The 12,899-nt window shown below is 71.0% G+C and carries 11 protein-coding genes; 9 read left to right on the top strand and 2 right to left on the bottom strand.

Features of this window, described 5'->3' with window-relative positions:
* Positions 1-116 precede the first annotated feature (116 nt).
* The gene (locus OG371_RS07890) at positions 117-581 is read right to left on the bottom strand and encodes a metallopeptidase family protein (protein WP_091611994.1); all 465 of its coding nucleotides are present in this window, start codon (positions 579-581) and stop codon (positions 117-119) included.
* A gap of 79 nt (positions 582-660) precedes the next feature.
* Between OG371_RS07890 and OG371_RS07885 the strand changes: the two genes are divergently transcribed.
* From OG371_RS07885 to OG371_RS07850, 8 genes are all read left to right on the top strand, one after another.
* Entirely contained in the window at positions 661-1,014 is a 354-nt protein-coding gene (locus tag OG371_RS07885; RefSeq protein WP_091611991.1) for a DUF3499 domain-containing protein, read from the top strand.
* A 71-nt stretch (positions 1,015-1,085) separates the two neighbouring features.
* Entirely contained in the window at positions 1,086-2,441 is a 1,356-nt protein-coding gene (locus tag OG371_RS07880) for a phosphomannomutase/phosphoglucomutase (protein ID WP_329067069.1), read from the top strand.
* An 86-nt stretch (positions 2,442-2,527) separates the two neighbouring features.
* Positions 2,528-2,779: a Trm112 family protein gene (locus tag OG371_RS07875; RefSeq protein WP_329067068.1), complete on the top strand. Its 252-nt coding sequence runs from the start codon at positions 2,528-2,530 to the stop codon at positions 2,777-2,779.
* The gene (locus tag OG371_RS07870) at positions 2,763-3,857 is read left to right on the top strand and encodes a hypothetical protein (protein WP_329067067.1); all 1,095 of its coding nucleotides are present in this window, start codon (positions 2,763-2,765) and stop codon (positions 3,855-3,857) included. The genes OG371_RS07875 and OG371_RS07870 overlap by 17 nt, the downstream gene beginning before the upstream one ends.
* A gap of 79 nt (positions 3,858-3,936) precedes the next feature.
* Positions 3,937-5,169 carry a mannose-6-phosphate isomerase, class I gene (gene manA / locus OG371_RS07865; protein WP_329072942.1) on the top strand — a complete coding sequence of 411 codons (1,233 nt, stop codon included), beginning with the start codon at positions 3,937-3,939 and terminating at the stop codon, positions 5,167-5,169.
* A 117-nt stretch (positions 5,170-5,286) separates the two neighbouring features.
* Positions 5,287-6,201, top strand: a complete 915-nt coding sequence (locus OG371_RS07860; protein WP_329067065.1) for a cation diffusion facilitator family transporter — start codon at positions 5,287-5,289, stop codon at positions 6,199-6,201.
* Positions 6,202-6,286: 85 nt separating this feature from the next.
* Positions 6,287-7,846, top strand: coding sequence for an amino acid permease (locus tag OG371_RS07855; RefSeq protein WP_329067062.1), 1,560 nt, complete (start codon positions 6,287-6,289; stop codon positions 7,844-7,846).
* Between the two features lie 347 nt (positions 7,847-8,193).
* Entirely contained in the window at positions 8,194-8,892 is a 699-nt protein-coding gene (locus OG371_RS07850; protein ID WP_329067060.1) for an LPXTG cell wall anchor domain-containing protein, read from the top strand.
* Positions 8,893-8,974: 82 nt separating this feature from the next.
* On the opposite strand, the gene OG371_RS07845 is transcribed toward OG371_RS07850, so the two are convergent.
* Positions 8,975-11,245, bottom strand: coding sequence for a hypothetical protein (locus OG371_RS07845; RefSeq protein ID WP_329072940.1), 2,271 nt, complete (start codon positions 11,243-11,245; stop codon positions 8,975-8,977).
* A gap of 98 nt (positions 11,246-11,343) precedes the next feature.
* Between OG371_RS07845 and ahcY the strand changes: the two genes are divergently transcribed.
* Positions 11,344-12,816: an adenosylhomocysteinase gene (gene ahcY / locus OG371_RS07840; RefSeq protein ID WP_329067058.1), complete on the top strand. Its 1,473-nt coding sequence runs from the start codon at positions 11,344-11,346 to the stop codon at positions 12,814-12,816.
* Positions 12,817-12,899 lie beyond the last annotated feature (83 nt).

Here is a 12,899-nt window from a genome sequence, read left to right as displayed (position 1 = left end):
GTGCTCCAGTCCTGCCCCACCACCACCCTCAACGGAGACGCTCCGCGCCCAGCCCCGATTCCACGCACCGAACGCCACATTGGGGCGCATCGGGCCGGGCCGGGCTGGGCCGGAGGTCAGTCGCCTTCGATGACGTCCGGTTCGACGCCCAGGTAGCCCGCGACCTGTTCCACGAGCACGTCGTGCACCAGGTCGGCCAGCTCGCCGGGGTCCTTGGCGCGGGCTTCGAGCGGGCGCCGGTAGAGCACGATCCGGGCGCGCGTCGGCAGGCCGGCCCGGTCGACCCCGGCCGGGACCAGGCGCGAGAGCGGCACGGCGCCGTCGTGCAGGACGCCGTCGATCGGGGCGCGGCTGTCCGCGTTGACCTCCGGGACGTCGTCGACCGCCACGTCCAGCGTGGTCAGCTCGTGGCGCCAGCGGGCCTCGATCGGCTCGAGCGCGTCGAGCACCAGCGCGTCGAACCGCTCCGCCCGGCTCGCGGCAGCGGGCAGGGACGCCGGATAGAGCGTCCCGCGCAGGCCCCGGCCGTGCCGGTCCCTGCGCAGACGCCGCCGCTGTCGGTAGTCACGAGCCGTCGCCACCGGGTAAGTCTATGCGGTCACCGGCCCCACGCGCGTGTCGCCGGTGCCCCCTTGCCACGACGCGCTATCGTTCTCGATCGTGCGGAGCGTACGGAAATGTTCGCGAACGGGTTGCCCCGAGCCCGCTGTCGCCACGCTCACGTATGCCTACAGCGATTCGACCGCCGTCGTCGGCCCCCTCGCCACCGCGTCCGAACCGCATTCGTACGACCTCTGTGAAGCCCACGCACTCCGGCTCACCGTGCCCAAGGGCTGGGAGGTCGTGCGCCACGAGGGCGCCTTCGCCGCTCCGGACCCCTCGAACGACGAGCTGACCGCGCTGGCCGAGGCCGTGCGCGAGGCCGGCCGCTCGGACCGCCCGGCCCCTCCGCCGGAGCCCGACGCCCCGTCCGGCAGGCGCGGCCATCTCCGCGTGCTCCCCGGGCGCGCCTGAACCAGGCTCCCGCCGGTAGGCTTTCCGCGCGGCGCGTCCGGCGCCGGGACGACTATCGGCGGGGAGACGGCGTGCCAGACCTTTCGGGCATCGTGAAGGCTTACGACATTCGCGGCGTGGTCGGCGAGCAGCTCGACGCGGCCCTCGTCCGTGACTTCGGCGCCGCGTTCGCCCTGCTCATCAAGCCCGAGGCGCCGGCCGTGGTGATCGGCCACGACATGCGCGACTCCTCGCCGGAGCTGTCCGCCGCGTTCGCCGACGGCGTGACCTCGCAGGGCATCGACGTGGTCTCGATCGGCCTGGCCAGCACGGACCAGCTGTACTTCGCCTCGGGCTCGCTCAACCTGCCGGGCGCGATGTTCACCGCGAGCCACAACCCGGCCAAGTACAACGGCATCAAGATGTGCCGCGCCGGCGCCGCCCCGGTCGGGCAGGACACCGGCCTCGCCGAGATCCGCGACACCGTCGAGCAGGGTGTGCCGTCGTTCGAGGGCAAGCGCGGCACCGTCTCCGAGCAGGACGTGCTCCACGACTACGCCGCCTACCTGCGCAACCTCGTCGACCTGTCCGGCTCGCGGCCGTTGAAGATCGTGGTCGACGCCGGCAACGGCATGGGCGGGCACACCGTGCCGACGGTCTTCGACGGGCTGCCGATCGAGATCGTCCCGATGTACTTCGAGCTCGACGGCAATTTCCCGAACCACGAGGCCAACCCGCTCGACCCGGCCAACATCGTCGACCTGCAGGCGAAGGTCCGCGAAGTCGGCGCGGACGCGGGCGTGGCCTTCGACGGCGACGCCGACCGCTGCTTCGTGGTCGACGAGCGCGGCGAGCCGGTTTCGCCGAGCGCGATCACCGCGCTGGTGGCCGTGCGCGAGCTGGTCAAGGAGCCGGGCGGCACGGTCATCCACAACCTGATCACCTCCAAGGGCGTGCCGGAGATCGTCGCCGAGCACGGCGGCAAGCCGGTGCGCACGCGCGTGGGGCACTCGTTCATCAAGGCCGAGATGGCGCGCACCGGCGCGATCTTCGGCGGCGAGCACTCCGCGCACTACTACTTCCGCGACTTCTGGCGCGCCGACACCGGCATGCTGGCCGCGCTGCACGTGCTGGCCGCGCTGGGCGAGCAGGACGGCCCGCTGTCCGCGCTCACCCAGGACTTCTCCCGCTACGCCGCGTCCGGCGAGATCAACTCGACGGTCACCGACCAGGTCGCGCGCATGATGGCGGTCAAGGACGCGTACGCGGACAAGTCCGGCGTCGAGATCGACGAGCTGGACGGGCTGACCGTGCAGCTGCCGGGCGGCGCCTGGTTCAACCTGCGCCCGTCCAACACCGAGCCGCTGCTGCGGCTGAACGTGGAGGCCGCCGACCGCGCCGCGGTCGAGGCGCTGACCGACGACGTGCTGTCCATTGTCCGGGCCTGAAGAGGCCGTGCCGAGGGTCTTTTCCTGGCCGAACCGTAGCCGGGAAACGCCCGTCACCACCCACCTGCGCGTGGTATGGAGGAACCATGGCCATCACGCTTGACGCACAGCTGCTGGAGATCCTCGCCTGCCCGTCGGCGGATCACGCGCCCCTGCGGCCCGGCACCCCGGCCGACCCGGAGGCCGAGGCGCTGACCTGCACCGAGTGCGGCCGGGTGTACCCGGTCCGCGACGGGATCCCCGTCCTGCTGCTGGACGAGGCCGTAGTCGACGGGCAGGCGCCCGGCCAGGGCGATGCCACGGGAGACCCGGATGACAGCCATGCCGACAGTGCTTGACGATTCCCTGCTTGACGATCCCGCGCGGCTGGCCGAGGCCGACAGCGCGGGGCTGCTGCGTGCCGCCGCGATGGCGGGCGCGCAGGTCCGGGCCGCCGCCGAGGCCGCGGCCGAGATCGGGCTGAGCGACCGGCTCGACGTCGGACGGCCGCGCTCGGTGGTGCTGATCGACCGGCCGGGTGTCAGCCGGACGCTGACCCGCCTGCTCGCGGCCCTGCTCGCGCCGTCGTGCCCGGTGCCGGTGGTGGTGGCCGAGGCAGTGCCGTCGTGGATCGGCGCGCTCGACGTGGTCTTCGCGCACACCGACGATGCGGGTGACCGCGAGCTGGCCGCTTCGCTGGAGCGGGCGGCCCGGTTCGGCGCTTCCGTGGTGCTGTCCGCGCCGCCGGACGGCCCCGTCGCCGCTGCAGTCGCGGGCAAGGGCCTGGTGCTCGCCCCGCGCGTGCCGGTGCCGCCGGAGCTGGCGTTCCCACGCGGGCTCGCCGCCGGGCTGCTCACGGCGAACGCGCTGGGGCTGCTGGTCGCCGACGTCCAGGCGCTGGCCGACCAGCTGGACCTCGAGGCCGAGAAGGACTATCTGGCCCGGGATTCGTTCGCGAACCCGGCGAAGGCGCTGGCCTTGCGCGTTGCCGACCGGGTGCCGCTGCTGTGGGGGCTGGACCCGGTGGCGGTCGCCGTCGGGGAGCACGCGGCGCACGCGTACGCGGCCCACGCGGCGATGGTGTGCGACGTGGAGGACTACCGGCAGGCGCTCGCGCGGCCGGCGTTGCGCATCCGGGCGCAGTCGGGCGGCGGGGGACGTGACATTTTCGCCGACCCGGACGACTCACCGGAAGGCACCGAGACCCGGGTGCTGCTGCTCTCGGTGCGGACCGGGCAGGCCGCCGAGGCCGCGCGGTTCGAGGCCGAGGAGCTGCTGCCCGGGGTGGACGTGATCGCGCCGGCGGAGGAGTTCGAGTCGGACGAGATCGTCCGCGCGGCCGTGCTGGCGCTGAGATTCGAACTTTCTGCTGTTTATCTCGGGCTTGCAGCAGGCAGCATCGGTGGTGCCGGACGCTACGAGCCGGCCACGGCGTAACGACGAGCCGGCGCGCGAGGGTGCCGCGGCGCACCACGTCGGCTCCGGCCGACGGGAAGGATTGGGAGTTGAGGTGACAGTGGAGCTGTTGCGCAACGCCGTACGGCCGTACGCCTGGGGATCGCGCACCGCGATCCCGGAGCTGCTGGGGCGTCCGGTGCCGGCGCCGCACCCCGAGGCCGAGCTGTGGATGGGCGCCCACCCGGGCGACCCGTCCCACGTGATCGGCCCGGACGGCACGGAACGGAGCCTGCTCGAACTGGTCGACGCCGATCCGGTCGGCCAGCTCGGCGAACGCTGCGCGAAACGCTGGGGCGGCCGGCTGCCGTTCCTGCTGAAGATCCTGGCCGCCGAGGAACCGCTTTCGATGCAGGCGCACCCTTCGGCCGCGCAGGCCGCCGAAGGGCACGCGCGCGAGGAGCGGCTGGGGATTCCGCGGGACGCCTCGAACCGCAACTACCCGGACCCGACGGCGAAGCCGGAGCTGGTCTGCGCGCTCACGGAATTCCATGCGCTGGCCGGATTCCGGGACCCGGGCCGCACCATGAAGCTGCTGAAGGCGATCGAGACGCCGGGCCTGGCGAAGTACACCGGCCTGCTCGAGGCGCAGCCGGACCCGTCCGGGCTGCGCGCGCTGTTCACCACGTGGATCACGCTGCCGCAGCCCTCGCTGGACGGGCTGCTGCCGGAGGTGCTCGACGCCTGCGTCCAACATGTCAAGGAGCACGGCGAGTTCGCGACCGAGTGCCGCACGATCCTGGAGCTGGGCGAGGCGCACCCGCGTGACGCCGGCGTGCTCGCGGCCCTGCTGCTGAACCGCCTGACCCTGCGCGCGGGCGAGGCGATCTACCTGCCGGCCGGCAACCTGCACCTGTACCTCAGCGGCACCGCCGTGGAGATCCTGGCCAACTCGGACAACATCCTGCGCTGCGGCCTCACGCCGAAGCACGTGGACGTGCCCGAGCTGCTGCGCGTGGTCGACTTCGCGTGCGGCGAAATGCCGGTGCAGCCCGGTGAATGCGCGGATGACCGGATGGCCGTCTACCACACCGACGCCCCGGAATTCGAGCTCTCGCGCGTCGAGTGGACCGCCGACGACCCCACCGAAATCGAGGTCGACTCCGCCGGCCCCCAGATCCTGCTCTGCACCGCCGGCGACCTCCTGGTGACCGCCGACGACGGCGAGCGGATCGAGCTGCGCCGCGGCCAGTCGGTCTGGCTCCCGGCCGCCGACCCGGCCGTCAAAGTCCGTCCGCTGGACGGGGCCCGGGCCCAGTTGTTCCGCGCTACTGCCGGTACCTGCGAGGAGTAGCCGCGGCTTCGGACCCCCAGCTGATCCTCTAGGCTCCGATCGGGCAATTCAGGCATCCGGCCCAGCGGTGATCCGGCGCAAGCGGGTGGCCCGTCCGCGGAAACAGGGGAGCAGACAGTGTCAGCTGGTGGCGGTACGAAGGCGATCGTCGCGGCACTCGCGGCCAATGCCGGGATCGCGGTGGCCAAGTTCGCCGGGTTCCTGGTGACCGGGTCCTCGTCGATGCTGGCGGAGTCGGTGCACTCGCTGGCCGACACGTCGAACCAGGGGCTGCTGCTGCTCGGGCAGAAGACGTCGCGGCGGCAGGCTACGCGCGAGCACCCGTTCGGCTTCGGGCGGGAGCGGTACTTCTACTCGTTCATCGTCGCGCTGATGCTGTTCACGCTCGGCTCCGCGTTCGCGCTGTACGAGGGCATCCACAAGGTCATCGCACCGGAGCCGCTGGACTCGCCGATCGTCGCGGTGATCATCCTCGTGGTGGCGATCGGCCTGGAGGGCTACAGCTTCTACACCGCCGTCGGCGAGTCGAGGAAGATCAAGGGCAACGCCGGCTGGTGGCGGTTCATCCGCCAGGCCAAGGAGCCCGAGCTGCCGGTGGTGCTGCTGGAGGACAGCGGCGCGCTGATCGGCCTGGTGTTCGCGCTGCTGGGCGTCGGGCTGTCCACCCTGACCGGCGACCCGGTGTGGGACGGCCTCGGCACCGTGATGATCGGCGTGCTGCTCGGCATCATCGCGGTGATCCTGATCGTGGAGATGAAGAGCCTGCTGATCGGCGAGGGCGCCACCGACACCGACCTGGCGACGATCATCGACGAGCTGGCCGCGGGCAAGGTCGAGCGCGTGATCCACATCCGCACCCAGTACCTCGGCCCGGACGAGCTGCTCGTGGCCGCCAAGCTCGCGCTGGTGCCCGGCCTCGACACCGCGCAGGTCGCCGAGGCCATCGACGACGCCGAGGCCCGCGTCCGCGCGAAGGTCCCGGTCGCGGCGCTGATCTACCTGGAGCCGGACCTCGATCGCACGCCGGCCTGACGCGGTGACTCTGCTGGGCCGTGCCGGGGTTGACGCGATAGGGTGATTTACCCCGATTCACGCAGGTCACCGCAGGAGGTTCACGTTGCCCGGGACGGGTTTGTGGCGCACGAAGTCCATCGAGCAGTCCATGGCGGACACCGATGAACCGGACACCAAGCTCCGAAGAAACCTGAGCGCCTGGGACCTGACTGTGTTCGGCGTCGCGGTGGTCATCGGCGCGGGCATCTTCACGCTCACCGCGCGCACGGCCGGTGACTACGCGGGCCCGTCGGTGTCGCTCGCGTTCGTGTTCGCGGCGATCGCCTGCGCGCTCGCCGCGCTGTGTTACGCCGAGTTCGCCTCCACCGTTCCGGTCGCGGGCAGCGCGTACACGTTCTCGTACGCCACGTTCGGCGAGTTCGTCGCGTGGATCATCGGCTGGGACCTGATCCTGGAGCTCGCCGTCGGCGCCGCCGCGGTGGCCAAGGGCTGGTCGGTCTACCTCGAGACGGTGCTGGGCTACCTGTTCGGCCAGGGCACCAAGACGACGTTCGACCTCGGCGGCGTGACCGTCGACTGGGGCGCGTTCGTCCTGGTCGCCGTGCTGACCACGCTGCTGGCGATCGGCACCAAGCTGTCCTCGCGGTTCTCCATGGTGATCACCGGCGTCAAGGTCGCCGTGGTGCTGTTCGTGATCGTGCTCGGCCTCTTCTACATCAAGGGCGCGAACTACACCCCGTTCACCCCGCCCGGCCAGGGCGCCTCCGCCTCCTCGGAGACCGGTGTCGACCAGTCGCTGTTCTCGCTCATCGCGGGCGGCGGCAGCAGTTCGTTCGGGGTGTTCGGCCTGCTGGCCGGCGCCTCGCTGGTGTTCTTCGCGTTCATCGGCTTCGACATCGTCGCGACCACCGCCGAGGAGACGCGCAACCCGCAGAAGTCCGTGCCCCGCGGCATCTTCGGCTCGCTGGCGATCGTCACGATCCTGTACGTCGCGGTGTCGCTGGTGGTCGTCGGAATGGTGTCCTACAAGGACTTGGCGACTTCGGCGGGCGACGGCAGCCACAAGACCCTCGCCACGGCGTTCTCCGCCAACGGCGTGGACTGGGCCGCGAACATCATCTCGTTCGGCGCGCTGGCCGGCCTCACCACGGTGGTCATGGTGCTGATGCTCGGCCAGGTCCGGATCATCTTCGCGATGTCGCGTGACGGCCTGATGCCGCGCAGCATGGCCAAGACCGGCGGCAGCGGCACGCCGAAGCGCGCGACGCTGGTGGTCGGCGGCCTGGTCGCCCTCGCGGCGACGTTCTTCCCGGCCGACAAGCTGGAGGAGATGGTCAACGTCGGCACGCTGTTCGCGTTCATCCTGGTGTCGGCGGGCGTGATGGTGCTGCGCCGGACGCGCCCGGACCTGCCGCGGGCGTTCCGGGTGCCGTGGATGCCGGTGATCCCGGTGCTGGCGATCGTGGCCTGCCTGTGGCTGATGCTGAACCTGACCGTGCTGACCTGGCTGCGGTTCATCGTGTGGATGGTCGTGGGCGTGGTGATCTACTTTGCCTACAGCCGGCGGCATTCGCTGCTGGGCAAGCGCCAGGCCGCGGGCGAGGCGCCCACCGCTTCGCACGCTGGCGAGCCCGAAGGGCCTCCGGCGGCTTCGCAAGACTGACCGCAACTGCACTCGTCACGGCCCGTCGTCCCCCTCGGGACGGCGGGCCGTTTCGTGTCCTGACCTGGGGATTCACCAAGTCCCGGCGAGGTTGCCCGAGGTAACCGATTCGGGACATAAGCGCAGATTTGTCACGGAACGATAACCGACGCGTCTCGCTTTGGATCGGCTCTCGGACGCTGGGTGACCGTCTGACCCATATGCGATACCTTCCGAGCCTTGACTCCCTCTGACGGGTTAATCACTTCGGTGTAATTCACGCGGTGAGTGGCAGGGGAATCCACAGAGGGTGCACTGATCTTGCTCGATGTCCCCCGTTCGGTACAGGAGAGTTCCTCATGCCCACCATGTCCAGACGACCCGTTCGCGCCGGTCTGACCATCGCCGCCGTGGCCGGTCTCGCCCTGCTCGGGTCGGCGACGTCCGCCCTCGCGTGCACGTCGGGCGACGGCCGCGCGAACCCCACGCCGGGCACCGACGTCACCAAGTGCTCCGACATCCGCGGCATCAGCGGCAAGACGCTCGACCAGGGTGACTTCACCTTCACCGGTGGCCCCAAGAGCAAGTCCGTGAGCATCACCGGCGTCAAGGAAGGCGTGACGGTCGAGGCGATCGTCGTCGTCGGCGGCGACGACGGCCACGCGGTGTACGTGCCGGGCAAGAAGGGTGCGCAGGGTCAGACACTGGGCAAGGACCTGCCCTGGAACGACCTGATCGCGCCGTTCAGCTTCGACCACAGCCAGCCGAAGGTCGACCACTGGTTCGCCTGTGGCACCGAGAAGGCGCCGACGACGGAGCCGACCAAGCCGTCGCAGCCGTCCGGCACGCCGACCGCGGCCCCGACCTCGGCTCCGGCCGAGACCTCGACGCCGACCAGCACCAGCGCCCCGGCAGTCGTGCCGGCCGGCAACGAGAGCGGCACCGGCGGCGGCCTCGCCAACACCGGTTTCGACAACATGTGGCTGGTCTGGACCGGTGGCCTGCTGCTGGTCCTGGGTGGAGGCCTGCTGGCGCTGCTGAAGCTGCGCCGTCGCGGCACCAACTGACGTAACAAGGATTCCCGGTGAAGGGGACCTCCGCTCGTTCGCCCACGAGCGGAGGCCCCCTTTTCCTTATGGGGCAAGGGTTTCAGCGCGGGCGCGGCAGATCGCCGAACAACGAGCCCTGCTCGCCGTGCCGGGACGCCCAGGTACTCGGCCGGCCGAGGCCCGCGGCCATCGCGACGGCGTGGTCCCATTCGGGGTCGGCGACGTAGTCCGTGTGCTTGAGCACTCCCGGCGCCCAGCGAGTCCGGCCGTCCGGGCCGCGCAAGGGGTCGGGCAGCCAGTGGTCGCCGCCCAGCACGAGCACGCCGGAGGACTCCGACGTCGTCTCGAGCGGGCCCGAGCCGCCGTCGGACAGGTAGCCGTCGCCGATCAGGTGGCGGCCGGAAACCTTGTGCCGCCAGGTGGTCACGCCGCCGCCGAAGATGTCCGTGCCCCGGCACAGCGCGCGCCAGCGGCCGTCGAGGTCGCCGAACAACCCGGCCAGCGACTCCTCCGGCAGCATCGCGGGGAACGCCCGTTGATAACCCCATTGCAGCGGCGAGCCCGCGGTCAGCAGCCCGACGCGCTCGCGCTCGTCCTCGGGCAGCTCCGCCATCAGCCGCGCGGCCGTGAGCACGGTGAGCAGGCTGCCCAGGTTCTGCCCGGCCAGCACCACCCGCGTGCCCGGCTCGGCGAGGTGCTCCTTGACGCGTCCGGCCAGCTCCGGCACGACCTTCAGCGCGTAACACGGCGGCACGGTCGGATGCGCGGCGCGCGGCCAGAACGAGACCAGGTCCGACAACATGCCGAGATGCCGCCCGCGTTGCGGTTCCCGGGCGGCGGAGTAGACGACCCGCACGAGTCCCGCGGCCAAGCCGCCGAGCGCGAAAACGCCGACGGCCGCGACCGGCGTGAACCAGTCCGGCCGGGTGTTGAAGCCGAACCGCACCACGAGCAGCGCCGCGCCGCCGACGGACAGGGCCATCGCCACGATCAAAGCCAGGTGGTGCAGGTGCCGCCGCTCCCAGGCCGACCGGGCCCAGGCGCGCGCGGCGGCGGTCTCCTGCTTGAGGTCGTGCTCCATCAGCTCGACGATCGCCGGGATGCCGCGCCGCCACCGGCGCAGCGGCACCGCGATCGCGAACCCGGCCACGCTCAGCACCACGATCAGCGCGAGCCCGCCGCCCCAGAGGACCGTGATCAGGTCGTACGTCGTGGGCAGCCGCAGCCCTTCGGTGCCGAGCAGGCGCCGGACGGCGACCGCCAGCCCCGCGCCGAAACCGCCGCCCAGCAAGCCGGCGAGGGCGAGCACCGGCGCCGCGGCCCAGCCGCCGAGCCACGGGCGCAGCCGATGCGGCCGCTTCTTCCACAGCGGCCGGGCCAGCAGCGCGGCCGGCACCAGCGCGAGCGCGAACAGCACCGTGACGACGAGCAGCGCGCCGCCGAGGCCTTCGACGGTCGCGTCGGTGCCCGGCAGCCCGCCGCGTGCCGGGAGCGGCGCGGCCAGCACCGCGGCCGCGATGAACAGCAGCGTGGCGAAGGTGATCAGGCTGCGGCGCGCGATCCGTCCGGGGTCACTGCCGACGGCCGCGCCCACTATCACCGTCAGCACCAGTGCCAGCACACAGATCCAGGCGATCAGGTCGAGCGTGCCGGACGGCACCCGGAACGGCCCGCCGAGCAGCAGCAGCGAGACGCACGCGAGCGCCGCGACGGTGTGCGTCGCCGACATGCCCGGGGCTTCCGGGTCCGCGCGCAGCTGCATCGGTGACGTGCGTTTGCGGGTCTCGGGCGCGTGCACCTGCCAGTTCGCCGACGAAATCCGGTGCAGGACAAAGATCACCAGCAGCAGCGGCACCCCGCCGACCCCCAGCCGTGGCGCTGAACTCCGCAGCCCCGAGGGCACCCACGGCAGGCAACCGGTGCCCGGTGCCAGGCACTGCGTCGCGAACAGGTCGAGCGCGGTCGCCGCGATCTGGCCGAGCAGCAGCATCGTGAGCAGCACGGAAGCCACGCGCAGCAGCCCGCGGCACAGGCCGCCGAGCCACCGCGCGCGCCGGACCGGCGGCAGCATCCAGAACGCGACATTGGCCAGGGAGAACGGGAACAGCAGCGCCCAGGTGGCCTTCGCGGCAGTGCCGGAGGTCATCCGGCTCCACAGGTATCCTTCGAGCGTGCGCGGGATGGACCGGCCCAGTGCGGGCACCACCGGCCCCGGGGCCGGGCGCCGCAGCCGGTCCGCCGGGCGCACCACCCGGCCGATCCCGTCACCCGCGACATCCACCGTCGAAACCGCGTCGAGCAGGGTTTCGCCCTGCGTGCCTGCTAGTCCGGCCACCCTGAGCTCGACGATGCGGGTGTCAGGGCCGGGCAGTGGGGCGGGCACGGTAAGGGTCTCCTAATCCGATCGTGTGGGTGTCGAGCCGACAACGGTACTGTTCAGGTGCCATCAATCCTTGGAGGAACCGCACTATGACCCCCGAAAGCGTTGCCAAGCGGCACGACACCCGGGGCGGCATCGAGTTCGCCGTCGCCGACCTCGAAGCCGCCGAGTTCGGCCGCAAGGAGATCCGCCTGGCCGAGCACGAGATGCCGGGCCTGATGGCGTTCCGCCGGGAGTACGCCGAGGTCTACCCGCTGCGGGGCGCGCGGATCTCCGGCTCGCTGCACATGACCGTCCAGACCGCCGTGCTGATCGAGACGCTGGTCGCGCTCGGCGCCGAGGTCCGCTGGGCCTCCTGCAACATCTTCTCCACCCAGGACCACGCGGCCGCCGCCGTGGTCGTCGGCCCGCACGGCACCCCCGAGGAGCCCAAGGGCGTGCCGGTGTTCGCCTGGAAGGGCGAGTCGCTGGAGGAGTACTGGTGGTGCACCGAGAAGATGCTCACCTGGGACGGCGAAGGCCCGAACATGATCCTGGACGACGGCGGTGACGCCACCATGCTCGTGCACAAGGGCACGGAGTTCGAGAAGGCCGGCGCGGTGCCGTCCACCGACGACAACGACCCCGACGAGTGGAAGGTCTTCCTGGAGCTGCTGCGCGCCTCCACCGCGGCCGACAACTCGAAGTGGACCACCGTCGGCGCGGGGATCCGCGGGGTCACCGAGGAGACCACCACCGGCGTGCTGCGGCTGTACCAGCTCGCGGCCGCGGGTGAGCTGCTCTTCCCGGCGATCAACGTGAACGACGCGGTGACCAAGTCGAAGTTCGACAACCGCTACGGCATCCGCCACTCCCTGATCGACGGCATCAACCGCGGCACCGACGTGCTGATCGGCGGCAAGGTCGCCGTGGTCTGCGGCTACGGCGACGTCGGCAAGGGCGCCGCGGAGTCCCTGCGCGGCCAGGGCGCGCGCGTGATCATCACCGAGATCGACCCGATCTGCGCCCTGCAGGCCGCGATGGACGGCTACCAGGTCAAGCGGCTCGAGAACGTGCTCGGCGAGGCCGACATCGTGATCACCACCACCGGCAACAAGAACGTGGTGATGGTCGAGCACATGGCGCAGATGAAGCACCAGGCGATCCTGGGCAACATCGGCCACTTCGACAACGAGCTGGACATGGCCGGCCTGGCGCGTTACCCGGGCATCCGCCGGGTGAACATCAAGCCCCAGGTCGACGAGTGGGTGTTCCCGAACGGCAACACCATCCTGGTGCTGTCCGAGGGCCGGCTGCTGAACCTCGGCAACGCCACCGGCCACCCGTCGTTCGTGATGTCGAACAGCTTCTCGAACCAGGTGATCGCGCAGATCGAGCTCTTCACCAAGCACGAGGAGTACGACAAGGAGGTCTTCCGCCTCCCGAAGAAACTCGACGAAAAGGTCGCCCGCATCCACCTCGACGCCCTCGGCGGCGAGCTGACCAAGCTCACCAAGGACCAGGCGGAGTACATCGACGTGGACGTCGAGGGCCCGTTCAAGTCGGAGCATTACCGGTACTGAGTTCTTAGGCGTTTTTTCTGGCGAAAGGCCGCTCCGGAGGGTGTCCGGGGCGGCCTTTCGCCTGCATTTGCCAACAGCGAGCA

It is taken from the genome of Amycolatopsis sp. NBC_01480 (assembly GCF_036227205.1).
GTDB lineage: Bacteria > Actinomycetota > Actinomycetes > Mycobacteriales > Pseudonocardiaceae > Amycolatopsis.
The sequence above is the reverse complement of the archived record's forward strand: the minus strand, read 5'-3'. Positions and strand labels throughout refer to the sequence as shown.

What these genes read in the sequence shown, in the direction of transcription:
- OG371_RS07875 (WP_329067068.1), top strand. Translation starts at nt 2,528, where the DNA reads ATGGCCATCACGCTTGACGCACAGCTGCTGGAGATCCTCGCCTGCCCG.
- ahcY (WP_329067058.1), top strand. Translation starts at nt 11,344, where the DNA reads ATGACCCCCGAAAGCGTTGCCAAGCGGCACGACACCCGGGGCGGCATC.
- OG371_RS07870 (WP_329067067.1), top strand. Translation starts at nt 2,763, where the DNA reads ATGCCGACAGTGCTTGACGATTCCCTGCTTGACGATCCCGCGCGGCTG.
- OG371_RS07850 (WP_329067060.1), top strand. Translation starts at nt 8,194, where the DNA reads ATGTCCAGACGACCCGTTCGCGCCGGTCTGACCATCGCCGCCGTGGCC.